21 protein-coding genes and 1 pseudogene are annotated in these 23822 nt (G+C 72.2%); 13 read left to right on the top strand and 9 right to left on the bottom strand.

What is annotated here, in order from left to right; translation table 11 throughout:
• Positions 1-37 precede the first annotated feature (37 nt).
• The 5 genes from ACN6LB_RS25820 to ACN6LB_RS25840 all read left to right on the top strand — a co-directional run bounded on the left by ACN6LB_RS25820 (position 38) and on the right by ACN6LB_RS25840 (position 6247).
• A complete protein-coding gene (locus ACN6LB_RS25820) occupies positions 38-1234 on the top strand; it encodes a lipid-transfer protein (RefSeq protein ID WP_445028002.1) in 1197 nt (398 codons plus the stop codon).
• Positions 1235-1473: 239 nt separating this feature from the next.
• Entirely contained in the window at positions 1474-3285 is a 1812-nt protein-coding gene (gene kstD, locus ACN6LB_RS25825) for a 3-oxosteroid 1-dehydrogenase (RefSeq protein WP_445028003.1), read from the top strand.
• Positions 3286-3381: 96 nt separating this feature from the next.
• Positions 3382-4806, top strand: a complete 1425-nt coding sequence (locus ACN6LB_RS25830; protein WP_445028033.1) for a DHA2 family efflux MFS transporter permease subunit — start codon at positions 3382-3384, stop codon at positions 4804-4806.
• Between the two features lie 68 nt (positions 4807-4874).
• Positions 4875-5414, top strand: a complete 540-nt coding sequence (locus ACN6LB_RS25835; protein ID WP_356139429.1) for a SigE family RNA polymerase sigma factor — start codon at positions 4875-4877, stop codon at positions 5412-5414.
• A complete protein-coding gene (locus ACN6LB_RS25840; RefSeq protein ID WP_445028004.1) occupies positions 5414-6247 on the top strand; it encodes a hypothetical protein in 834 nt (277 codons plus the stop codon). Before ACN6LB_RS25835 ends, ACN6LB_RS25840 begins: the two co-directional genes overlap by 1 nt.
• A gap of 64 nt (positions 6248-6311) precedes the next feature.
• Here the strand turns inward: ACN6LB_RS25840 and ACN6LB_RS25845 are convergent, their stop codons facing one another.
• Genes ACN6LB_RS25845 through ACN6LB_RS25860 form a run of 4 tightly spaced genes read right to left on the bottom strand, consistent with a single transcriptional unit; the run spans position 6312 to position 9939 of the window.
• Entirely contained in the window at positions 6312-6944 is a 633-nt protein-coding gene (locus tag ACN6LB_RS25845) for a response regulator transcription factor (protein WP_356139433.1), read from the bottom strand.
• A 38-nt stretch (positions 6945-6982) separates the two neighbouring features.
• Positions 6983-8308, bottom strand: a complete 1326-nt coding sequence (locus ACN6LB_RS25850; protein WP_445028005.1) for a sensor histidine kinase — start codon at positions 8306-8308, stop codon at positions 6983-6985.
• A gap of 21 nt (positions 8309-8329) precedes the next feature.
• Positions 8330-9046 carry an ABC transporter permease gene (locus tag ACN6LB_RS25855; protein WP_445028006.1) on the bottom strand — a complete coding sequence of 239 codons (717 nt, stop codon included), beginning with the start codon at positions 9044-9046 and terminating at the stop codon, positions 8330-8332.
• Positions 9046-9939 (bottom strand): ABC transporter ATP-binding protein, encoded by an 894-nt coding sequence (locus ACN6LB_RS25860; protein WP_445028007.1) that lies wholly within the window; start codon positions 9937-9939, stop codon positions 9046-9048. Before ACN6LB_RS25860 ends, ACN6LB_RS25855 begins: the two co-directional genes overlap by 1 nt.
• Before the next feature lie 411 nt (positions 9940-10350).
• Between ACN6LB_RS25860 and ACN6LB_RS25865 the strand changes: the two genes are divergently transcribed.
• From ACN6LB_RS25865 to ACN6LB_RS25875, 3 genes are read left to right on the top strand one after another with little or no spacing between them, the layout of a single operon-like run.
• Positions 10351-11208 (top strand): MaoC/PaaZ C-terminal domain-containing protein, encoded by an 858-nt coding sequence (locus tag ACN6LB_RS25865; protein WP_445028008.1) that lies wholly within the window; start codon positions 10351-10353, stop codon positions 11206-11208.
• Positions 11209-11238: 30 nt separating this feature from the next.
• On the top strand, positions 11239-12315 hold the full coding sequence (locus tag ACN6LB_RS25870) for a Zn-dependent alcohol dehydrogenase (protein ID WP_445028009.1): 1077 nt from the start codon (positions 11239-11241) through the stop codon (positions 12313-12315).
• Between the two features lie 27 nt (positions 12316-12342).
• A complete protein-coding gene (locus ACN6LB_RS25875) occupies positions 12343-13305 on the top strand; it encodes a 3-oxoacyl-ACP reductase (protein WP_445028010.1) in 963 nt (320 codons plus the stop codon).
• 67 nt (positions 13306-13372) lie between these two features.
• Here ACN6LB_RS25875 and ACN6LB_RS25880 read toward each other — a convergent pair whose 3' ends face one another.
• Positions 13373-13534: a hypothetical protein gene (locus ACN6LB_RS25880; RefSeq protein WP_356139412.1), complete on the bottom strand. Its 162-nt coding sequence runs from the start codon at positions 13532-13534 to the stop codon at positions 13373-13375.
• A 296-nt stretch (positions 13535-13830) separates the two neighbouring features.
• Positions 13831-15165, bottom strand: a pseudogene (locus ACN6LB_RS25885) (hypothetical protein); the annotation flags it as partial.
• Between the two features lie 253 nt (positions 15166-15418).
• Here ACN6LB_RS25885 and ACN6LB_RS25890 point away from each other — a divergent pair.
• Genes ACN6LB_RS25890 through ACN6LB_RS25900 form a run of 3 tightly spaced genes read left to right on the top strand, consistent with a single transcriptional unit; the run spans position 15419 to position 18427 of the window.
• Positions 15419-16273, top strand: coding sequence for a Nif3-like dinuclear metal center hexameric protein (locus ACN6LB_RS25890; RefSeq protein WP_445028011.1), 855 nt, complete (start codon positions 15419-15421; stop codon positions 16271-16273).
• The gene (locus ACN6LB_RS25895) at positions 16270-17013 is read left to right on the top strand and encodes a zinc ribbon domain-containing protein (protein ID WP_356139431.1); all 744 of its coding nucleotides are present in this window, start codon (positions 16270-16272) and stop codon (positions 17011-17013) included. The genes ACN6LB_RS25890 and ACN6LB_RS25895 overlap by 4 nt, the downstream gene beginning before the upstream one ends.
• Positions 17014-17023: 10 nt before the next feature.
• On the top strand, positions 17024-18427 hold the full coding sequence (locus tag ACN6LB_RS25900) for a bifunctional RNase H/acid phosphatase (protein ID WP_445028012.1): 1404 nt from the start codon (positions 17024-17026) through the stop codon (positions 18425-18427).
• A gap of 217 nt (positions 18428-18644) precedes the next feature.
• On the opposite strand, the gene ACN6LB_RS25905 is transcribed toward ACN6LB_RS25900, so the two are convergent.
• Complete coding sequence (locus tag ACN6LB_RS25905; protein WP_445028013.1) at positions 18645-19451, bottom strand: helix-turn-helix domain-containing protein; 807 nt, start codon at positions 19449-19451, stop codon at positions 18645-18647.
• 112 nt (positions 19452-19563) lie between these two features.
• Between ACN6LB_RS25905 and ACN6LB_RS25910 the strand changes: the two genes are divergently transcribed.
• Entirely contained in the window at positions 19564-20583 is a 1020-nt protein-coding gene (locus ACN6LB_RS25910; RefSeq protein WP_445028014.1) for a zinc-dependent alcohol dehydrogenase family protein, read from the top strand.
• Positions 20584-20589: 6 nt separating this feature from the next.
• Here the strand turns inward: ACN6LB_RS25910 and eda are convergent, their stop codons facing one another.
• On the bottom strand, positions 20590-21240 hold the full coding sequence (gene eda / locus ACN6LB_RS25915) for a bifunctional 4-hydroxy-2-oxoglutarate aldolase/2-dehydro-3-deoxy-phosphogluconate aldolase (RefSeq protein WP_445028015.1): 651 nt from the start codon (positions 21238-21240) through the stop codon (positions 20590-20592).
• Between the two features lie 77 nt (positions 21241-21317).
• Positions 21318-22118: a peroxide stress protein YaaA gene (gene yaaA, locus ACN6LB_RS25920; RefSeq protein WP_445028016.1), complete on the bottom strand. Its 801-nt coding sequence runs from the start codon at positions 22116-22118 to the stop codon at positions 21318-21320.
• Positions 22119-22232: 114 nt separating this feature from the next.
• Between yaaA and ACN6LB_RS25925 the strand changes: the two genes are divergently transcribed.
• On the top strand, positions 22233-23666 hold the full coding sequence (locus tag ACN6LB_RS25925) for an RNB domain-containing ribonuclease (RefSeq protein ID WP_445028017.1): 1434 nt from the start codon (positions 22233-22235) through the stop codon (positions 23664-23666).
• Positions 23667-23822 lie beyond the last annotated feature (156 nt).

The following is a 23822-nucleotide window of genomic DNA, read 5'->3' on the forward strand; positions in this document are numbered from 1 at the left end:
GCGGACCTCGGGGAGCCGTCGCCGGACTGGGAGTGCCATGAAGACGTACGTGGTCGGTGTGGGGATGACGCGGTTCGAGAAGCCCGAGACCCGGGAGTGGCAGTACTGGGACATGGCGAGGGAGGCGGGCACGGGCGCCCTCGCGGACGCCGGGATCTCGTACGCCGACGTCGAGCAGGTCCCGGTCGGCTACTGCTTCCAGCCCTCGACCGCCGGACAGCGCGCCGCCTACGAGCTGGGCCTGACCGGCGTGCCCGTCTACAACGTCAACAACAACTGCGCGACCGGGTCGAGTGCGCTGATGCTGGCGCGGCAGTTCGTGGAGGGCGGCATCTCGGACTGCGTACTGGCCCTGGGCTTCGAGAAGATGAAGAAGGGCTCCCTGGGCGGCGGAGCGGACACCGGTGACTTCAAGACGTCCCCGGTGGCCCGTCACTACGGTGTGATGGCCGCCCGGCACGGCGTCGAGGCGACCCCGCCCACAGCGCAGATCTTCGGTGACGCGGCGCGCGAGCACATGGAGAAATACGGTACGACGGAAGGGCAGTTGGCCGCCGTCGGCGCCAAGAACCACCGGCACTCGGCGCACAATCCCTACGCTCAGTTCCAGGACGTGTGGTCCGTCGAGGAGATCCTCGCCGCCCGCGTCGTGCACCGGCCGCTGACCAAGCTCCAGTGCTCGCCGACCTCGGACGGAGCGGCCGCGGCCGTCGTGGTGTCCGAACGGTTCGTCGAGCGCCACGAGTTGGGGGAGAAGGCCGTCGAGATCGTCGCGCAGGCCATGACCACGGACACGGAGGAGTCGTTCGCGTCGGGGTCCTGCATCGACGTCGTGGGGCAGCCGATGTCCCGGGAGGCGGCGCGCCGCGTCTACGAGCGGTCCGGGCTCGGCATCGAGGACGTGGACGTCATCGAGCTCCACGACTGCTTCTCCGTCAACGAGTTGTTGACGTACGAGGCGCTCGGCATGTGCGGGGAAGGTGAGTCCGGCAAACTCGTCGAGTCCGGAGCCACCACGTACGGCGGCAAGTGGGTGGTGAACCCGTCCGGCGGCCTGATCTCCAAGGGGCACCCGCTCGGAGCGACCGGCATCGCCCAAGTGGCCGAGCTGACCTGGCAGTTGCGGGGCGAGGCCGGAGTCCGGCAGGTGGCGGGAGCACGCGTGGGGCTCGCGCACAACATCGGGCTGGGCGGGGCGGCGGTGGTCACGCTGCTGCGCGCGGCGAGCGGCTGACGCGGGGGCGTGATCCTGGGCGTTCGGGCTGGAACGGGTGGTACGGCCGTGGGTGTGCGAGGGCCCTGAGGGCGGTGCGCGGCCTTGTGCGTACGAGGGAGAGGTCTGCCCCTTGACTTCACAAGACCACCGCGTCACATTCCTGACTCCGCATCAGAACCGGGATGCAGAAGCTCTCCTGCGCCTCCCGGGGGTACAGCACGGCCTCCCATTCCCTCGCCACGCTGGAGCGACCTGCCATGGCCACGTACGCGGACCCCGTCAGACGTAACGAAGCCTCCCCGGCGAGCGGACCCTCGCGGCGCCGTGTCCTCGGCACCGCGACCGGAGCCGGTCTCGCGCTCGCCGCCGCACTCCCGGCGGCCGCGGGGACCGCCGACGCGGCCGACCTTCCGGTCCTCGGCACCTACGACGTCGTGGTGATCGGTTCCGGCGCAGCGGGGATGACCGCCGCGCTCACGGCGGCGAAACACGGGCTGAGCTGCGTCGTCGTGGAGAAGGCGGCCACCTTCGGAGGCTCCGCGGCCCGTTCGGGCGCGGGCGTCTGGATCCCGAACAACCCGGTGATCCTGGCCGCCGGAGTCCCCGACACACCGGCCAAGGCGGCCGCCTATCTCGCGGCCGTGGTCGGAGCGGACGTCTCCACCGACCGGCAGCAGGCCTTCCTCGGGCACGGGCCCGCCATGATCTCGTTCGTCCTGGCCAACAGCCCGCTGCGATTCCGCTGGATGGAGGGGTACAGCGACTACTACCCCGAGCTGCCCGGCGGTCTGCCGAACGGCCGCTCCATCGAACCCGACCAGCTCGACGGGAACGTCCTCGGCGCCGAACTCGCCCATCTCAACCCGCCGTACCTGGCCGTCCCCTCCGGCATGGTCGTCTTCAGCGCCGACTACAAGTGGCTCGCCCTGTCCGCCGTCAGCGCGAAGGGCCTCGCCGTCGCCACCGAGTGCCTGGCGCGCGGCACCAAGGCCGCGCTGCTGGGCCAGAAGCCCCTCACCATGGGCCAGTCGCTGGCGGCCGGACTGCGCGCCGGGCTGCTCGCCGCCCAGGTGCCCGTGTGGCTGAACACCCCGCTCACGGACCTGTATTCGGAGAACGGTGCCGTCACCGGCGCGGTGGTGACCAGGAACGGCGCCGCGGGTCTGCTCAGGGCCCGGCACGGCGTCGTCGTGGGCTCCGGCGGCTTCGAGCACAACGCGGCCATGCGCGCGCAGTACCAGCGCCAGCCCATCGGCACGGAATGGACGGTGGGTGCCAAGGAGAACACCGGCGACGGCATCCGGGCCGGCGAACGGGCGGGCGGCGCACTGGCGTTGATGGACGACGCCTGGTGGGGCCCGGCGATCCCGCTGCCCGGGGACCCGTACTTCTGCCTGGCCGAACGGACCCTGCCCGGCGGCCTGTTGATCAACGCGGCGGGAGCCCGCTTCGTCAACGAGGCCGCCCCCTACAGCGACGTCGTCCACATCATGTACGAGAAGAACGCCGCCGCCCCCGACATCCCGGCCTGGCTGATCGTCGACCAGAACTACCGCAACCGCTACCTCTTCAAGGACGTCGCCCCGACCTTCACGTTCCCCGACACCTGGTACGACTCCGGCGCCGCCCACAAGGCCTGGACCCTCGACGCGCTGGCCGGGCAGATCGGTGTCCCCGCCGCCGCCCTGCGTGCCACCGTCAACCGCTTCAACTCCCTTGCCCTCAACGGCAAGGACACCGACTTCCACCGCGGCGACAGCGCGTACGACCACTACTACACCGACCCCGCGATCCTCCCCAACTCCTGTCTGGCGCCTCTGTGGCTGGCCCCGTACTACGCGTTCAGGATCGTGCCCGGCGACCTCGGCACCAAGGGCGGCCTGCGCACGGACGCCCGCGCCCGCGTACTGCGGGCGGACGGCTCGGTGATCCCCGGCCTGTACGCCGCCGGCAACGCCAGCGCCGCCGTCATGGGCCACAGCTACGCCGGCGCGGGCTCGACGATCGGCCCCGCGATGACGTTCGGGTACATCGCGGCACTGGACATCGCGGCGGCCGCAGGCTCCTAGGTCGCGTGCCCGCCGCGACCTAGGACCGGCGACCGAGCCGTGATTGCGGCGAAATCCTGATGCCAGGAGTGTCGGAGGGTTGAGAGCATGACGCCCATGCTCCGAGCCGCCGAAGACACCCGAATACCCCCGCGCACCGCGCCACCGGCCTGGGTGGTGGTCGCGCTCGCCTGCGCGGGGCAGTTCCTCGTCGTCCTCGACGTGTCCGTCGTCAACGTGGCGTTGCCGTCGATGCGTGCCGACCTGGGCCTGAGCGCGCCGGGCCTGCAGTGGGTCGTCAACGCGTACGCGATCGCCTTCGCCGGGTTCATGCTGCTCGGCGGACGCGCCGGTGACCTGTACGGGCGCAAGCGGATGTTCCTCGTCGGGCTCGCCCTGTTCACGCTGGCCTCGCTCGGCGGGGGACTGGCCCAGGACGGCTGGCAGCTGCTGGTCGCCCGGTGTGTGCAGGGGCTGGGCGCGGCGGTGCTCGCTCCCTCGACGCTGACGATCGTCACCTCGGCCGTACCGGAAGGTGCCGCACGCGCGCGGGCCATCGCGACCTGGACCGCGGTCGGCGCCGGGGGCGGTGCGGCGGGCGGCCTCGTCGGCGGACTGCTCGTCGACGGACTGTCGTGGCGGTGGGTCCTGCTCATCAACGTGCCGGTGGGCGCCGTGGTGCTGGCCGGGGCGGCCCGGTGGCTGATGGAGAGCCGGGCCGGCGACGGGCGGCGGCTCGACCTGCCGGGCGCGCTGCTGGTGACGGCAGGGCTCGCGACCCTCGCGTACGGCATTGCGCAGACCGAGGCCAAGGGGTGGGCGGCGGCCGCGACCCTCGTGCCGCTGGTCGCCGGACTCGGCCTCATCGGGCTGTTCCTGACCGTCGAGGCGCGGACCAGGGCGCCCCTGATGCCGCTGAACCTGTTCCGGCTGCGCGCGGTGTCGTCGGCGAACGCGGCGATGTTCCTGTGCGGCTCCGCGATGTTCTGCATGTGGTTCTTCATGACCCTGTACGCGCAGAACGTGCTCGGCTACTCCCCGCTCGGCGCCGGTCTCGCCCTCGCGCCCAGCTCCCTCGCCGTGGTCCTCGGCTCCAAGCTCGCGCCCCGGCTCATGCCGGTGATCGGCGCACGCAACGTCGCGGTCATCGGCACGCTGGTGGCCGCCACCGGGTTCGGCTGGCAGTCGACGATGACCGCGCACGGCGCCTACGTCACCACGATCATGCTTCCGGGCATCCTGATGATGACGGGCGCGGGCCTGGGCGCGACACCCCTCGCCTCGCTCGCCACCGCGGGCGCCCGGGCCGGGGACGCCGGGCTGGTGTCGGGCCTGGTCAACACCTCCCGCACGATGGGCGGCTCGCTCGGCCTCGCGGTCATGTCGACGATCGCGGCGGCCCGTACGGCGGGCGGTACGTCGGCCGAGGCACTGACCGAGGGCTACGCGCTGGCGTTCCGCACGGGCGGCGGCGTCCTGCTGGGCGGGGCGGTGCTGATGCTGCTGTGGCTGCCACGAGGGGTGCCCGCGCGCCAGGCGTGAAAATGCTCGCGGGGAGAGGCAACGAAATCCGCGGCCCATGGACTCCTTTAGACATCTAGGAGGTGCCCATGGGGGATCGAAAGGTGGCTTTGGACGACGAGTTCCAGAGCTTTGTCATCGGCCGCTGGCCGCGGCTGATGCGTACGGCGTTTCTCCTCACGGGGGAGCAGCACGCCGCCGAGGACCTGGTCCAGTCCACGCTCGAACAGGTCTTCGTGGCGTGGCGCAGGGTCGCCTCGGCCGACGACCCGGAGGCGTACGTACGGCGCGTGATGATCAACGGGCACGCCCGCAGACACCGCAGGCGCCTCAAGGAGTTCCTGGCACCGAAGGACGACTCGGGCCTGACGCACGAGCTGCCCGACACCGGTGACCGCATCGCCCAGGCCGACGACCGCAGCGCCCTGCTGAAGGCGCTCGCCCAGCTGCCGCCGAGGCAGCGCGAAGCGGTGGTGCTGCGGTACTGGGAGGACCTGAGCGAGACACAGACGGCGGAGGCGATGGGCTGCTCGGTGGGCTCGGTGAAGAGCAACGCGGCCAAGGGGATCGCGAAACTCCGTGCCATACCGGGGCTGGCCGACATGGTGACGAACGGAGGGCGCACGTGATGAGCGAGGACCGAGAGACGAGCCACGAGATGACGCACAGGGACATCGCCCTTCTGCTGGCCGACGCGGCGGACGAGGTCGAGATCGGTATAGCCCCCTATCAGCAGGTGGTCCGCGGCGGGCGTCGCCGCAGGGCCCGCCGCTACCTGGTCGCGACAGCCGTCGCCGTGGTGATCGCCGGTTCGACGGGAACGCTCGCGCTGGCCGGTGGATTCGGCGGCGACGGCGACCGGGTGGCAACGACGGCCAACCGGCCCCCGACCGCCGAGCAGCGCCACGTGTACGCACCGCAGCGCACGACGCTGGCGTACGGGACCGACCACGGCAAGGAGTGGCGGGTCACCATCGACGTATGGGGGACGGCCAGGAACGACGTGGAGGCGCAGGGCCAGCTGGAGGCACTGGGCGAGTTCGGGAACAGGGGGGAGTCCGGGGCGAAGACCGCCTCCGACCTCATCGGCAGGCACCTGTTCTTCGTCCACCTGATCCTGGGCGACGAGCAGTGGACGAAGACGTGGGGGGAGTTCACGAAGGGCGACACCGACTCGGGCACGGACCTCCAGTCCGTCGCTCTTCCCCTGCAGTCCAACAAGACCGCTACGGACGACTCCGACCAGCGTCTCGTGATCGGCCGCGTCGCCAGGACCGCCCAGCAGGTCACCTGCACCTGGAAGGACGGCACGAGCCAGACCGCCACCCTGGCGCCCAGGAACCGCGGCTTCACCCGCGACTTCCAGCCCTACATCCGTCCGGCCGGCGGCTCCCCGTCCAACTGGTTCGTCTGCCTCGCGCCGGAGGGCAAGACGTACGAGAAGGCGGAGGTGACCAAGTAGCGGCGGGCTCGGTGGACGGCAGGAGCGGCGGCCGGTTCCCTACGGGGGTGGGGGCCGGCCGGCGTCAGAGCCAGCCCTGCTGCCGGGCCTCCCGCATGGCCTCCATGCGGTTGCGGGTGCCCGTCTTGCCGATGGCGGAGGAGAGGTAGTTGCGGACCGTCGACTCGGAGAGGTGGAGCTTGTCCGCGATGTCGGCGACGGTGGCCCCGTCCACGGAGGCCTTCAGTACGTCGCACTCGCGGGCGGTGAGCGGATTGGGGCCGGCGCTCAGCGCGGCCGCGGCGAGCGCCGGATCGATGACCGTCTCGCCGGTCAGCACCCGTCGGATCGCCTCGGCGAGCTCCTCCACGGGTCCGTCCTTGACGAGGAACCCCGCGGCCCCCGCCTCCATGGCCCGGCGCAGATACCCGGGCCGCCCGAAGGTGGTGAGGATCAGCACCCGGCAGTCCGGCGCCTGCTCGCGCAGCTCGGCTGCCGCGTCCAGCCCGCTCATCCCCGGCAGTTCGATGTCAAGAAGCGCCACGTCCGGCCGGTGCACGACCGCCGTGTCCACGATCGCGTCCCCGGTCCCCACCTGCGCCACGACCTCGATGTCCGGCTCCATCCCGAGGAGCAGCGCGAGAGCGCCCCGCATCATCCCCTGGTCCTCGGCGAGCAGCACTCTGATGGACTTGGCGGGACGGTGATCCCGGGGCATCTCGTTCACGGGCCAAGGGTAGGGGGCCGCGGGGTCGTTCACGGGCCAAGGGCAGGGGCCTTCGGGGTCACTCGGGCTTCTGCCGTGTGTGTCGAAGCGTCGGCCGCCTCCACCGGGAGTTCCGCCGTCACCCGGAATCCGGTTCGGGGGCCCGGGCCCGAGTCCAGGGAACCGCCGGCTGCCGCGAGGCGTTCCGTGAGCCCCTTGAGGCCCGTGCCGCCGATGCCCTCGGCGGTGGGCAGGGTGGGGGCGCCCGTGCCGTTGTCGGTGACGGTCAGCCGGACGTGGCCGGGTGTGCCGCCGACGGTGATCTCGCAGCGGGTCGCGGCGCTGTGCCGCAGGACGTTGGTGACCGCCTCGCGGACCACCCAGCCCAGCAGGGCCTCGGTCTGGGGGCCGAGGGGCGGGCCCGACTGGCGTACGACGGGGTCGACTCCCGCCGCGGAGAGCGCCGAGCGGGCGCGGTCGAGTTCCGTGGCGAGGCTGCCCTCGCGGTAGCCGGTGACCGCCTCGCGGATCTCCGTGAGCGCCTGGCGGCCGACCGACTCGATGTCGCTGACCTGGAGGAGGGCCGCCTCCAGGTCGCGGGGGGCCAGCCGGCGGGCGGCCTCCGACTTGACCACGATCACCGAGAGGGTGTGGCCGAGCAGGTCGTGCAGGTCGCGGGAGAAGCGCAGGCGCTCCTTCTCGACGGCGCGCCGGGCCAACTCCTCGCGGGCGGCGCGCAGTTCCCGTACGGCCTCCGACAAGGACAGGATCGCCGCCGTCACCATCGTCGAGAGGAAGGTGCCGTACGCGATGTTGATCGCGTCCCAGCCCTCGCGGACGGCGGAGACGGACCCGGCGAGCACGGTCAGGGCCAGACCGGTCCTGCCCAGCCACGGCCCCCGGACGGTCGCCCCCGTCGCGAGGCCCAGCAGCGGGAAGAACAGCAGCCAGCTGCCGCCGTAGCCGATGGCGAGGGCGCATGTCACCGCGCCCAGCAGGACGAGCGCCACCCGGGTGGAGGTCGCCTGGCGGGTCTTCTTCACGAAGGCGCGGAAGACCACATAGATGTAGAGGGAGTTGAAGGTGAGCAGGCCCAGGCCGCCGATCCAGGGGTTCGCCGTCTTGTCCTGGAAGAGGTTGGAGAAGGCGCCCATGCCCATCAGGAGCCAGGGCAGCAGGGCGAAGCCGTTGGGCGGCGGGCCGATCTCCTCGGGCTTCGTCTCACCGGACCGGCGACCGAAACGGCCGCCTGAGTGTTCCCCGGATCGCCGCGCGGCCCGGAGCGCGGCCCGCTGCGGCTCCCACTCGGCCTTCCACGCCGCCCGTGCATCCCGCCAGGCGTTGATCCTGCAGGATGCCTTTCGCAACCAGGACATGTCGCTGTTCCCCGTTCCCGTTCAGACGGTCCGCGTGGCCCTGCGGTACGAGACCACAGCGTACGAGCCGAAGGCCAGCAGCCAGGCGGTGAGCACCACGACCGCCCCGAGCGCCGGGGCGTGCCCGTCGGCGACCGAGGTGCCGAGCTGGGCGAAGCGGTTCGCGGGCGTGTAGACGGCCAGCGAGCGCAGCCAGGAGGGGAACAGGGCGAGCGGGAACCAGAGGCCGCCGACGACCGCGAGCCCCAGGTTGCACACCATGTTCGCGACGCCCGTCGTCTGCGGGGTCAGCCGGTAGCCGTTGCCGAGACCGAGCAGGGTGAAGGGGATCGAACCGAGCCACAGCAGCGCCGTGATCGCCGCCCACTGCCAGGCGTCCAGGCGTACGCCGTTGACCAGGCTGCCCGCCACCAGCACCGCGGCGATCGCGGGCAGCACGGTCACCGAGCCGGTCAGCGCCCGGCCGAGTACCACCTCGCGCGGGGTCATCGGGGTGACCCGCAGCTGCCGCAGCCAGCCGATCCCCTTGTCCTCGGCGACGCCGCCCCCGGTGTTCAGGGCCGAGCCGACCGCGCCGTACGCGGCCATGCCGACCATGGAGGCCGTCTTCCAACTGCTCTCGTTCTCACCGAGGTTGGTGAAGAGCAGATACATCATGACCGGCATCGCGATGCCGCCGATCACAAAGCCGGTGTCGCGCAGCGTCCGGCGCACTTCGAGTCGCAGATAGTCGAGCATCACACCGTCTCCAGCGCAGTCGAGGTGAGGGCCAGGAAGGCGTCGTCCAGCGACGCGGGGGTCACTTCCAGGGCACGGATCGCGCCCAGTTCCGCGAGCGCGATCACCGTCGCGTCGGAGTCGTCGCTGCGCAGCCTTGCCCGGTCCCCGCGCACCTCCATGGAGACCACCCCGGGCAGCAGGGCCAGCCCCTCCGTGGGGCGGCCCGCGAGGTCGAAGGAGACCAGGTTGCCGCCGACGGACCGCTTGAGCTGCTCACCGGTCCCGTCGGCCACCATCCGGCCCCGGTCGATGACGAGGATCCGGTCGGCGTGCGCGTCGGCCTCCTCCAGGTAGTGCGTGGAGAACAGCACGGTGTGGCCGCGCCGCGCGTACCCCCGCATCGACTCCCAGAACGCGTGCCGCGCCTCCACGTCCAGCGCGGCCGTCGGCTCGTCGAGCACGATCAGCGCGGGGTTCCCGGCGAGCGCCACCGCGAACCGCACCCGCTGCGCCTGCCCGCCCGAGAGCCGGTCGGCGCGCCGCCCCGCCAGCTCCGTGATGCCGGCGAGCGCCAGGGCCTCGTCGACCGGCAGCGGCGCCGGATAGCGGCCGGCCACGAAGGAGACCAGTTCGCGGACGGTGACGCGGGGCACCGGCCGCGTCTCCTGCAGCATGGCGCCGACCCGCCCGGCGCGCACGGCCTGCTCCGGGCGCCCGCCGAAGAGCGAGACCGAGCCCTCGTCGGGCTCGTTCAGGCCGAGCAGCAAGGAGATCGCGGTCGACTTGCCCGCCCCGTTGCGCCCGAGCAGAGCGACCGTCTCGCCGGCCGCGATGTCCAGATCCACACCATCCACGGCACGCACCGCGCCGAAGGCCTTCGCCGCCCCCCGGAAGCACACGGCCGACGGCATCCCACTGGCCCCCACAGCCCCCGTAGTCTCCGCAGCCCCCGATATCCCCATCGCGCTCGTCGGCCGCGTCGCCCGCGTTTTCCCCGTCGTCCCCGTTGCCTGTGTCATGGCTACGACGGTACGAACGGCGGGAGGGGCCGCGGCAGATGCGCTTGTACGGAGTCGGCCGGGACAAATGTCACGGGCGCCAAGCGCTAGGGGGAGAACGACTGCCCGACGACCCTGAGCTGACGTAGTGTCAGGTCTTCACAAGTAGGAGGCGCTCGGCTATACAGGGGGTCGCCGGACTGGAACGCGTTCTAGAACGGGCGGGTTCCACGGCCCCGTGTCGACCTCGGTGCGGCCGACGGTGCGGACGGCCGCACCGAGGTCTTTTGTGCAACCGGTTTCGTGCTACCGATCAGGAGCCCCATGCCCATTGACGCCGCCAAGGCCGTCGCCGCAGCCCCCAGGACCGGCGAGATCACCTGGGGCAGCAAGGACGTCCAGCTCTACCATCTGGGCCTGGGCGCCGGCACCCCCGCGACCGACCCCGACGAGCTGCGCTACACCCTTGAGTCCCGGCTGCATGTGCTGCCCAGCTTCGCCACCGTCGCGGGCGCCGGCTCGCCGGGCGTGATCGGCGGCCTGTCCATGCCCGGGGTCGACGTCGACCTCGCCCGCGTCCTGCACGGCGGGCAGAGCATCGAGGTGCACCGCCCCATCCCCGTCGAGGGCACGGCGAGCGCCACCGCACGGATCGCCGCCGTCTACGACAAGGGCAAGGCGGCGATCCTGGTCATGCGCACCGAAGTCGCCGACGCCGACGGCCCGTTGTGGACGAACGACGCCCAGATCTTCGTACGGGGAGAGGGCGGCTGGGGCGGCGACCGCGGCCCCTCCACCCGGCTGGAGGACCCGACGGGCCCGCCGGACAGGACGGTCGAGCGTCCGATCCGCGAGGACCAGGCCTTGCTGTACCGGCTCTCCGGTGACTGGAACCCCCTGCACGCCGACCCCGAGTTCGCCAAGCTCGCCGGGTTCGACCGGCCGATCCTGCACGGCCTGTGCACCTACGGGATGACCCTCAAGGCGGTCGTCGACACGGTCCTCGGCGGCGACGTGGCGCGCGTCCGCTCGTACACGACGCGCTTTGCCGGGGTCGTCTTCCCGGGCGAGACCCTGCGCATCCGGATGTGGCGGCGGGAGGGCGGGGTCCAGGTGGCGGTGAGCGCGGTGGAGCGGGACGACGCGCCGGTGCTGGCCGACACCATCGTCGAACACTCATGAGCCAAGACCGTTCCTGAGGGGAGCCGCACCATGCGCGCAGCCGTACAGCACGAGATCGGGCAGGACAAGCTCGAAGTACTCGACGACGTCGAGGCGGTGGGCTTCGGCCCGGGCCGGGTGAGGATCCGGGTGCGAGCCACCGGGCTGTGCCACTCGGACCTGTCCGCGATGAGCGGTGTCCTGCCGCAGCCCGCGCCGTTCGTGCCCGGCCACGAGGGAGCGGGCGAGATCCTCGAAGTCGGCGACGGAGTGAGCCACTTGAAGCCCGGCGACCGCGTCGTCGTCTGCTGGCTGCCCGCCTGCGGTGTCTGTCCCGCCTGCAAGCGCGGCCAGACCGAACTGTGCCTGGCCGGGTTCATGAACGCGGGCACGCCCAACTTCAGGCGTCCCGGCGGTGACGTCTTCGGCTTCGCGGGCACCGGCACCTTCACCGAGGAGGTCGTCGTCGACGCGGGCTGCGCCGTGCCGATCCCCGACGACGTGCCCTTCGACATCGCCGCCCTCATCGGCTGCGGCGTCACCACCGGCCTCGGCGCCGCGCTCAACACCGCAGACGTGGAGGCCGGTTCGTCGGTCGCCGTCATCGGCTGCGGCGGCGTCGGCATCTCCGCCATCCAGGGCGCCCGGCTCAAGGGCGCCGCCGAGATCGTCGCCGTCGACCCGGTCGCCTCGCGCCGCGAGGCCGCGCTCCGGTTCGGCGCCACGAAGGCCGTCTCGCCGGACGAACTCCCCGACGCCAAGCAGTCGGTGACCGCGGGCGAGGGCTTCGACTACGTCTTCGAGGTCGTCGGCAGGTCGGCCACGGCACGGACGGCGTACGAGAACACCCGGCGCGGCGGCACCCTCGTCGTCGTCGGCGCGGGCGCCATGGACGACTTCCTCCAGCTCAACATGTTCGAGCTGTTCTTCGACGAGAAGCGGATCCTGCCCTCGATGTACGGCGGCGGCGACGTCCTGCGGTCGTACGAGCGGACCATCGCGCTGTGGCGGGCCGGCCGTATCGACCTGGAGAGCCTGATCACCCACCGGGTGCCGCTGGCCGAGATCAACGAGGCGCTGGACCAGATGCGGACGGGTGTCGCGCTGCGTACGTGCATCGAGATCTGACACCCTGCCGCCGCCGAAGGGACTTTGATGTCACTGCCACTTGAGGGGCTGTCCGCGATCGTCACCGGGGCCGGCCGCGGGCTCGGCCGGACCGAGGCGCTGGAACTCGGCCGCCTCGGCGCGGCCGTCGTCGTCAACGACTACGGACAGCCCGGCCGGGACGGTTCCGGTGAGGCGTCCGCCGCTCCCGCCGAGCAGGTCGCCGCCGAGATCCGCGCGGCGGGCGGCAGCGCGGTCGCCCACACCGGGGACGTCTCCGACCACGAACAGGCCCGCGCCCTCGTCGAGTCGGCGGTCGCCGAGTTCGGCAAGCTGGACATCCTGGTCAACAACGCGGGCATCCTGCGGGACCGGATGGTCTTCTCGATGACCGAGGACGAGTGGGACTCCGTCATCCGGGTCCATCTCAAAGGCCACTTCAACACCACCCACTTCGCGTCCGTGCACTGGCGGGCGCGGTCCAAGACGGCGGACGGGCCGGTGTACGGGCGGATCGTGAACACCTCTTCCGAGGCGTACCTCGCGGGATCGGCCGGACAGCCCAACTACGCGGCGGCCAAAGGCGGAATCGTCGGCCTGACCACGTCCACGGCGCTCGCCCTCGCGAAGTACGGCGTGACGGCCAACGCCATCTGCCCACGTGCCCGCACCCGGATGACCGAGGACGTCTTCGCGGGCCTCTCCGCCCCGGACGAGGGTCTCGACCCTCTCGCCCCCGAGCATGTCGCCCCGCTCGTCGGCTACTTGGCCTCACCGGCGGCCGCGCACATCAACGGGCAGCTTCTCGTGGTGCACGGCGGCATGGTCGCGATCGTCGAACGCCCGCGGGTGGCCGCCAAGTTCGACACCAAGCAGGACGCCTTCACGTACGACGAACTGGACGCGCTGCTCACCCCGCACTACGCGCGACGCCCCAGTGGCGAGACCTTCGCGGCCGCGGAGGTGCTGGGGCTCAAGCGAGGCCAGGACCTGGACTCTTCGGGTCGCTGAGCCGCCGCCCGTCACACAGAACGGCCCCGTCCGTCGGTCGACGGGCGGGGCCGGTGCTGTCGGAACGTCAGTTCGCGGTCTGCTCGGACGGCTTGCGGTGACGCCCGCGAGGGGTCGCCTCGTCGTCCTGGGCGGAGACCGGACCCCGGTGCTTGCCGTGGGTCAGGTCCAGAGCCGTGGCCTTGTGGGCGTCGGCAGCCGGCGGTTCCATTGTGATCGTGTCGCTCATCGGAAAATTCACCCCGTAAATACAAGATCCTTCTGTACAACCGGGTGAGTCTAACCGGCGACCATAGGCCTCTCATCAGGGGCCACCCGTACCGCGCCATCAGGGACAACCACCCCCGCGCCGTCAGGGGCAACCACCCTTGCACCGTCATTTCTGACGGGCATCGCGCTGTCATTCCTGACAGGCTTCGCGCCGTCGTTCCTCACCGGCTTTGTACCGTCGTTCCTCACCGGTTTCGCGCCGTCAGGAACGACCGGCTTCACCTCTTGAGGGGGCAGCGGCCTCACGCGAGCCACCACCCGGCCCGTGAGCGGCGCCTGCTGCAACGGCACCGGCCGTGCCACGACGCGCCCCGAGGGACCCGGATCCGCCGACCGCGACGACGCTTCCTTCGCCGTCACCGCCGTACCGTCCGGACCCGGATCCCCCGGTCCCGCCTCCCCCGCCCCCGTGGGCGCCTCCACCCGCGTCACGCCGTACGGCATCGCCCCCGTCGCGTACGGCAGTTGAAGCACCCCGTCCCTGGTCCACAGCCCGGCCCCCGCCAACCACCCATCCGGCGCCCGGAGATGGTGCACCCGCCGTTCGGCGGGCCGCCACAGGCCCACCCAGCTCCCGGCCGCCCCGTCGATGCGCAGCGCCACCCCGCAGCTCTCCGGGGTCAGCACCTGCCCCGGCTGGATCGCGAACGGTGTCACCGCGCAGTCGCCCATGCGCAGGCACTCCGGGAAGCGCACCGGCAGGGTGCTCCCCAGCACTCCCCAGCCCAGCCGGTCGCGGCCCGGTGACGGCGCGTCCGAGTGGATCAGCAGCAGCCCGCTGTCGGCGTCCGCGAGGAGCAGCCGGTCGTTGCTGGCCTCCGCGATCTGCAGCAGCGGCGACACCTCGCCGCCGCGCTCCAGGTCGACGACCACCGTCTTCGTGGGTCCGCCGGTCGACCGGTCCAGGGCGAGCAGCCGCCCCGTGCGGTCCAGCCACACCCCGCCCGAGCAGCGGCCCGGGATCTCGGCGAGGTGCTCGGGTCCGAAGGCGCCGCCCGCGACCAGCCAGACCGCCGTCGAGCTCCGGCCGACGGCCAGCGCGTAGGCGAGCTCACCGCCGGGCGCGGGCGGCAGCAGCCGCAGCCCGGTGCCCTCGTCCGGGCACTCCACCGCGCCGAGCGGCAGCTCACCGGTGCCGGGGCCGGTCGGATACAGCAGCGAAAACGTGTGCCGGGCGCCGGTCAGCCGGTGGATCAGCACCCGCCCGTCGTTCATCGGCGCCACCTCGGTGCCGGGCTCCTCGGGCTGGTTGCCGGGCAGCGGCACGGCGTACGGCTCGGGACCGTCCAGCGTCCACCGCTCCGGGTACCAGGACCCGCCGTCGAAGGCGAGACGCGCCGCGTACGTCCCCTCGGCGGTGATCACACAGGCGGGCCGGACGGCCCACTCGCTCCCGCTCTCGTTCCCGCTCTCGTTCCCGCTCGCGCTGCCGACGATCTCCACGTTCCCCGCCGCGTCCGCCGCGTCCGCCGTATCCACTGCGTCCGCCGTATCCGCCGCGTTCACTGTCTCCGCCGCCTCCGGCGCGGACGATGAGAGTCCCCCCTGCTCGAACGAAGCCGAGAGCTCGGGGGAGGCACAGGCCGTCATGGTTCGATCACCTCCGGCGACGAAGCTAGTTTTCGTACGCACAGGCGTGGGACCGACGAGCGGCCGCTTCACACATAAGGGTGGCCATGTCGTGATTCGCCTGAGGAAACGGGGGCGCGTGTGCTGACAGCGTGCGCGGGGGCGGCCGTGGCCCCGGTGCTCACAGCCCGATCCGGAGGCGCCCGGCTCCCCGGGCCGGTCGGGTCACCCGCGACCGGTCGGGCACACACGGGAGCCAGGTAGCCTTTTCCCCGTGCCCCGTCTGTCTGAAGTCCTCGCCGCACTCGACGCCCTCTGGCCCCCTGAGCGGGCCGAGGGGTGGGACGCGGTCGGCACGGTCTGCGGCGACCCGGACCAGCCCGTGTCCAGGGTGCTGTTCGCCGTCGACCCCGTCCAGGAGATCGTCGACGAAGCGGTGAAGCTGGACGCCGACCTGCTGGTCACCCACCACCCGCTCTATCTGCGCGGTACGACGACGGTCGCGGCCACCCACTTCAAGGGCCGCGTCGTGCACACCCTCATCAAGAACGACATCGCGCTGCACGTCGCGCACACCAACGCCGACCGCGCGGACCCGGGTGTCTCGGACGCCCTCGCGGGTGCGCTGGACCTGCGGGTCGTACGCCCCCTCGTGCCGGACCCGACCGACACCGAGGGCCGCCGCGGCCTCGGACGCGTCTGCGAGCTGGACCATCCGGTGACCGTCCGCGAGTTCGCCGCACGCGCCGCCCAGCGGCTGCCGGCCACCGCGCAGGGCATCCGCGTCGCGGGCGACCCCGAAGCCCTCGTGCGGACCGTCGCCGTCAGCGGCGGCTCCGGCGACAGCCTCTTCGACGACGTGCGCGCCGCCGGCGTCGACGCCTTCCTCACCGCGGACCTGCGCCACCACCCGGCGTCGGAGGCCCGCGCCCACACTCCTCTCGCGCTGCTCGACGCGGCGCACTGGGCCACCGAATGGCCCTGGTGCGAGCTGGCCGCCGCCCAGCTCGACGAGATCTCCGACCGCCATGGCTGGGACCTGCGGGTCCATGTCTCCAAGACGGTCACCGACCCCTGGACCGCCCACGCGGCCTCACCACTTCCCACACCTTCAGGAGCCCCCAACTGAACGCCGCGCCCGCCGACCAGATCCGACTTCTCGACGTCCAGGCCCTCGACGTCCGCCTGCAGCAGCTCACGCACCGGCGGAAGTCGCTTCCCGAGCACGCCGAGATCGAATCGCTGAACAAGGACCTCGTCCAGCTGCGCGACCTGCTCGTCGCCGCGCAGACCGAGGACAGCGACTGCGCCCGTGAGCAGACCAAGGCCGAGCAGGACGTGGACCAGGTGCGCCAGCGCGCCTCCCGCGACCAGCAGCGCCTCGACTCGGGCAACGTCACCTCCCCCAAGGACCTGGAGAACCTCCAGCGCGAGATCGTCTCGCTCGCCAAGCGCCAGGGAGACCTGGAGGACGTGGTCCTGGAGGTCATGGAGCGCCGTGAGTCCGCGCAGGAGCGGGTCGCCGAGCTGACCGAGCGGGTCTCCTCCGTGCAGGCGAAGATCGACGACGCGACCGGCCGCCGGGACGCCGCGTTCGAGCAGTTCGACGGCGAGGCCGCGACGGCGACGAAGGAGCGCGAGGTCATCGCCGCCTCCGTCCCCGCCGACCTGCTGAAGCTCTACGACAAGCTCCGCGTGAAGGAGGGCGGCGTCGGTGCGGCCCGCCTCTACCAGCGCCGCTGCGAGGGCTGCCGCCTGGAGCTGAACATCACCGAGGTCAACGAGGTGAAGGCCGCCTCTCCCGACACGGTGCTGCGCTGCGAGAACTGCGGCCGCATCCTGGTGCGCACGTCCGAGTCCGGTCTGTAGGGGGCTTCGGGTGCGGGAGTTCATCGTCGAGGCCGACGGCGGTTCCCGGGGCAACCCGGGGCCCGCGGGCTACGGCTCCGTGGTGATCGACGCGGCCACGGGGGAGACGTTGATGGAGGCCGCCGAGTACCTCGGGGTCGTCACCAACAACGTCGCGGAGTACCGGGGCCTGGTGGCCGGGCTGAAGGCGGCCCGCGAACTGGACCCCACCGCCTCGATCCGGGTCCGGATGGACTCCAAGCTCGTCGTCGAGCAGATGTCCGGGCGCTGGCAGATCAAGCACCCGGACATGAAGCCCCTCGCGGCCGAGGCCGCCAGTGTCTTCCCGCGGTCCCAGGTGACCTACGAGTGGATCCCGCGCGCGCAGAACAAGCACGCCGACCGGCTCGCCAACGAGGCGATGGACGCGGGCAAGCGCGGCGAGCAGTGGTCGCCGTCCGCATCGACGGCCGAACTGGACGCACGCGCGGTGCGCGCCGCGGCCCCCGAACCGTCGGGCCCGCCCGGCGACGCGACCGCGGGCGCGGCGAAGGCCCGGGCGGCGCTGGCGGGGGCGCGGGGTCCGTCGGCGACTCCGGGTTCCGGTGCGGCTGCCACCTCTGCTGCCGCCTCTGCCGCTGCCAGTGCTCCGGTGTCGTCAGGCGAGTCCGACTTCCTGCTGTCACCGGGTGCTGGTGCTGGTGCCGGGGCGGCCAAGGCGGCTGCCGATGTGCGCGCGGCGCGCAACGTGGCCGCCGGGGCGCAGACTGCCGGTCAGCCGTCCGTCGGCTGGGGTGCCGCCGCCGACATGGGAGCGCCCGCCACCTTCGTGCTGCTGCGCCACGGCGAGACCCCGCTGACGCCGCAGAAGCGGTTCTCCGGGAGCGGTGGGGCCGATCCGTCGCTGTCCGCCGTGGGCCGGGAGCAGGCGGAGCGGGCCGCCGCGGCGCTGGCCGCACGTGGCACCGTCCAGGCGATCGTCGCGTCGCCGCTCGCCCGCTGCCGCCAGACCGCGCAGGCCGTCGCCGACCGGCTCGGGCTCGACGTGGTCGTCGACGACGGGCTGCGCGAGGCCGACTTCGGCGCCTGGGAGGGCCTGACCTTCGCCGAGGTGCGCGAGCGCCACCCCGATGACCTGAACGCCTGGCTCGCCTCGGCGGACGCCGAACCGACCGGCGGCGGCGAGAGCTTCGCGGCGGTCGCCCGGCGCATCGCCACCACCCGGGACAAGCTCGTCGCCTCCTACGCGGGCCGCACGGTCCTGCTCGTCACCCATGTCACGCCGATCAAGACCTTCGTACGGCTCGCCCTGGGCGCCCCGCCGGAGTCCCTCTTCCGCATGGAGCTGTCGGCGGCCTCGATCTCGGCGGTGGCGTACTACGCGGACGGGAACGCGAGCCTGCGACTGCTGAACGACACGTCCCACTTGCGCTGATGTTTTCACGTGCGCTGATGTCTCACCTGCGCTGAGGCGCAGTCCGGCGCACCCGCGCGGACTGCGCCTCACGCGCGGGGACCCGCGGTCCGGCTCCCGCGCGCGAGGTCGGGTCGCGCCTCGAACGCCCGGCTGCTCAGCCGACTCCCCGTCCTGCCCACTGGTCCGGCTCACCCACACGAACTGCGCCTCACCCTCCGGGGGCTCGCAGTCAGGCTCACCCGCGCGGCGCCCGGGCCGCGCCGCGTGCCCGCAGGATCTCCGCCGTCTCCCGGTCCGCCGGGAGAAACGCTTCGAGGTGGAGCTCGGCCAGCGTGACGTCCACCGCCGTCGCGAACGACGTCAGCGTGGTGAGCAGCCTCAACTCGCCCTCCGCGCACCGCAGTCGAAGCGGCACGGCGAAGCCGAGATAGTCCGCGCCGGGATCGCTCCGCGGCACGTACCCGTCCAACTCCTCGGCGAGCGCGTCAAGGAGCGGATCGGGGCTGCGTACGGCACGGGCCCGCAGGTTCTCCACGATGTGCCGTCCCCAGGCGTCCAGGTTCACCACCCGGGCCGCCATCCCCCGCGGGTGCAGTGCCAGCCGCAGCACGTTCACGGCCGGCCCGAGCAGCGCGGGGTCGGCCCCCTCGGTGAGAACGTCGAACGCCTCGTTGGCCGCGACGAGTTCACCCCGCGGTCCCGCCACCAGCGCCGGATACGGCAGATGCCCTTCTAGGACGCTGCCCAACGCCTCCCGTACCGGCTTGAGCGCGGCCGCGTCGAGCGCCGACTCGGCGAACGCGGGCGCGTAACCGGCGGCCAGCAGCAGCGAGTTGCGCTCCCGCAGGGTCAGGCCCAGTGACTCGGCGAGCCTGATCACGATCTCCCTGCCGGGCACCGACCGTCCTCGCTCGATGAAGCTGACGTACCGCTGCGTCGTCCCCGCCCGCGAGGCGAGCTCCAACTGACTGACCCGGCGGGCGGTGCGCCAGCGCAGCAACTCCCGGGCGAACGGGGGCGTTTCGGTGATGGTCGCGGTCATGGCTCAGTTGTACGTCATGGGTACGACAACCGGACCTCGACCGGGCGTTGTCCATGCCGTCATACCCCGCTGGGAATTGAGGCTCCCACCCCGCTCGACCAGCATGGTCCGCATGCGCACCTACCACTTGGAAACGCCCGGCGGCCTGGACGGCATGGTCTCCCGCAACACCGCCCACCGCCCGGAACCCGGCCCCCGCGACATCGTCGTCCGCATCCACGCGGTCTCGCTCAACAAGCGCGACCTGCTGATCCTGAAGGGGCTCTATCCGCTGAAGGCCATACCGGATGTGATCCCGCTGAGTGACGGCGCGGGCGAAGTCGTGGCGGTGGGAGACGAGGTCACGCGCTGGACCGTGGGCGACCGGGTCACCAGCACGTACTTCCCGCGCTGGACCGACGGCCGCATCACCACAGCGATGATCGACCAGCCCGGAGTCACCCTGAACGGCATGCTCGCCGAGTACGCCTGCCTCGACCAGGAGGCGGCCGTCCGGGTGCCCGAGCACCTCAGCTGGGAGGAGGCGGCCTGTCTGCCCTGTGCCGGCGTCACCGCGTGGAACTGCCTGACCGGCGGCGAGGCCGTGGTCCCCGGCCAGACGGTGCTCACACTCGGCACGGGCGCGCTGTCCCTGTTCGCCGTGCAGTTCGCGAAGGCCCTGGGCGCCGAGGTCATCGCCACGACGTCCCGCCCGGCGAACGCCGACCGTCTCAAGGCGCTGGGCGCCGACCACGTCGTCGACTACGTCGCGAACCCCGAATGGGCTCCGGCCGTCCGTGAGTTGACGGGCGGGCGCGGCGCGGATCTGGTCGTCGAGACCGTGGGTCCCGAGACCATCGAGCAGTCGGTCCGCGCCTCGGCGCTCTACGCCCAGATCGTGCTGATCGCCGCCAACAGCCCCCGCAAGGCGTCCATCGAGATCTCGAACGATGTGATCGCGTCGAGCCTCGTGACGATCCGACGGCTCTTCGTCGGCAGCCGTGCCCACTTCGAGCAGATGAACCGGGCCGTCACCCTGCACGGCATCCGCCCGGTCATCGACCGCGTCTTCGGCTTCGACGAGGTCCACGAGGCGTTCCGCTACTACGAGTCCGGAGCCGCCTTCGGCAAGGTGGTCATCCGCGTGGCCTGAGCGCCGTCACCCGCGTGGCCCGAGCGCCGCCGCCTCCCGGGCGAGTGCCTCCACCCGTCCCCAGTCCTTGGCGGCGACGGCATCTCCGGGAAGCATCCAACTCCCGCCCACACACCCGACGTTGGGCAGGGCGAGATACTCCGGCGCCGAGTCGGGCCCGATGCCGCCGGTCGGGCAGAACCGCGCCTGGGGGAGCGGCCCGGCGAGCGACTTCAGGTACGCCGTGCCGCCCGCCGCCTGCGCCGGGAAGAACTTCATCTCCCGCACGCCGAGTTCGAGAAGCGTCACGACCTCCGACGTGGTGGACACCCCCGGCAGAAACGGCACCCCGGACGCGCGCATGGCGTCGAGGAGTACGTCCGTCCAGCCGGGGCTCACCAGGAAGCGCGCACCGGCGGCCACCGAGTCGGTCACCTGCGCCGGGGACAGGACCGTGCCCGCGCCGACGACCGCGTCCGGCACCCCGTCCGCGATCGCGCGGATCGCGTCGAGCGCGGCCGGCGTCCGCAGCGTCACCTCGATCGCGGGCAGCCCGCCCGCCACCAGGGCTCGCGCCAGCGGTACGGCGTCGGCGGCGTCCGTCACCACGACGACGGGCACGACGGGAGCGAGGTCCAGGACGGAGGCAGACGGCGACGAGGGCAGCGGCGAGGTCATGCCCTCATCCTGCCCGGGGTGCGCATCCTGCGCAAAGGTCGTTGCGCATGTTGCAACGTATGGAGAGGTGGGGTGTGTCAGTGGATCTCCGTCACCACCACGTCCAGCGCCCACGCCTTCCCCGCCCCGCCCGGAGCCGCCGCCTCGACCGTGTACCCGAGGTCCCGCAACACCTCCACCAGCTCCGCGGGGCCCTTCGGCGCCGCGCCCGCCATCAGCAGACTGCGCACGATCTTCCCCTTCGTCGCCTTGTTGAAGTGGCTGACGACCGACCGCTTCTCGACCCCGTTCACCAGCTGCGAGTGCAACACCCGCACGGTCGCCGTCCGACCCGCGACCTCGCCCTTCGGCTTCCACGCACTGGCGTATGCCGAGGACCGCAGATCGAGCACCAGACCGCCCCCGGCCGCCTCGGGCAACGCCGCGGCCATCGGCGTACGCCAGTGCGCGCCCAGCGCCCCGATCCCCGGCAGCTTCACGCCCATCGAGCAGCGGTAGGAGGGGATCCTGTCGGTCGGCCCCACCGCGCCCCACAGCCCGGAGAACACCAGCAGCGAGCGCGCCGCCCGCCGCTTCGCCGCCGCGTCGAGCGAGGACAGCTCCAGGGAGTCGTACAGGACCCCCGTGTAGATCTCGCCCGCCGGGCGCGCGCCCGCCGTCCGCAGCTGCGTGTTCTTCGCGATCTCGCCGCGCAGGCCCTCGCTCAGGCCGAGCGCTTCGCGCGCCTTCTCCTCGTCACCGGCGCAGAGCTCGACCAGCTCCTCGAGAACCGCCTGCCGCGCCTCGGTGAGCCCCGGCAGGGACAGCGACTCCAGCTTCAGCGGGGTGCCGCGGCCGGAAGAGGCCTTGCCTTCGGACGGGGGGAGCAGGACGAGCACGGTTGTTTCTCCTTACGGTGGGCGCACGGCGGGATTGGCCCGGCGCCAGCCTAAAGGGTGCCGCGGGGCCGTCCTCGCGCGCCGGAGCGGCCGGTTTGTGCCTACGCTCGCTGTATGCCTCGCCGCCACCTACGTGTTGCCGGTGCACCGGAGGCTCCCCTGCGAGCCGCGCTGCGCGCCCTGCGAACCGAACTCGGCGTACCCGAGTCCTTCCCGCCCGAAGTGCTCGAAGAGGCCGCGCGGGCGCCCCGGCTGCCGTCGTACGACGCGACGGACATCCCCCTGTTCACGATCGACCCGCCCGCGTCCACGGACCTCGACCAGGCGATGCACCTCGCGCGCCGCACGGGCGGCGGCTACCGCGTCCGGTACGCGATCGCCGACGTCGCCGCCTTCGTCGTACCCGGTGGCGCCCTGGACGCCGAGACGCACCGGCGTGTCACGACGCTCTACTTCCCCGACGAGCGGGTCCCGCTGCACCCGGAGGTCCTCTCCGAGGGCGCCGCGAGCCTCCTCCCGGACCAGACGTGCCCGGCGACGCTGTGGACGATCGACCTCGACGCGGAGGGACGTACCGAGGCGACCGACGTGCGCCGCGCACTCGTGCGCAGCCGGGCCAAGCTCGACTACGCGCACGCACAGCGGCAGATCGACGCGGGCACGGCGGAGGAGTCGCTCGCCCTCCTCAAGGACATCGGACAGGCGCGCGAGCGGCTGGAGATCGAGCGCGGCGGCATCTCGCTCAACGTCCCCGAGCAGGAGATCGTCGAGAAGGACGGGACATACGAGCTCGCGTACCGCGCCCCGCTCCCCGCCGACGGCTGGAACGCGCAGATCTCCCTGCTGACCGGGATGGCCGCGGCCGAGCTGATGCTCGCGCACGGCACCGGCGTACTGCGGACGCTGCCCGCCGCCCCCGACGGCGCGGTCGGGCGGCTGCGCCGCACCGCGAAGGCGCTGCGCATCGACTGGCCGCACCACGTCTCGTACGCCGAACTCATCCGCTCCCTCGACCCGCACCAGCCGCACCACGCGGCCTTCCTCCAGGAGTGCACGACGCTGCTGCGCGGCGCCGGCTACACGGTCTTCCGCGACGGCGTGCTCCCCGCGGTCACCTCGCACGCCGCCGTCGCCGCGCCCTACGCCCACTGCACGGCCCCGCTGCGCCGCCTGGTCGACCGCTATTCGTCAGAGATCTGTCTCGCCGCCGTCGCGGACGAGCCGCCCCCCGACTGGGTCCTCGCGGCCCTCGACGAGCTCCCCCAGCAGATGGCCGACGGCAGCCGTCGCGCGGGCACCGTCGAGCGCGAGTGCGTCGACATCGTGGAGGCAGCCCTGCTCAAGGACCGGGTGGGCGAGGTCTTCGAGGGCTGCGTGGTGGACGTACAGGAGCACCAACCCACCGTCGGAACCGTCCAGTTGGAGTCCCCGGCCGTTTTCGCCCGCATCGAGGGCGGGGCGGAGGCGCTGCCGTTGGGGGAGCGGTTGCGGGTGCGGCTGACAAAGGCGGACCCGGGGACGGCGAAGGTGCAGTTCGCGCCTGCGTGACGGGGCTGGAGCGGGCGACCTCTTGACGGTGGCATGGAAACGGGGAGCGCGGACGTTGCAGCTGTGAGGGGACCGACGGCCGGAGCCGGTCTCAGGGAACTGACGGCCGGAGCCGGTCTCAGGGAACCGGCGGCCGGAGCCGGTCTCCGGGAAACG

It is taken from the genome of Streptomyces sp. SAS_270 (genome assembly GCF_052543295.1).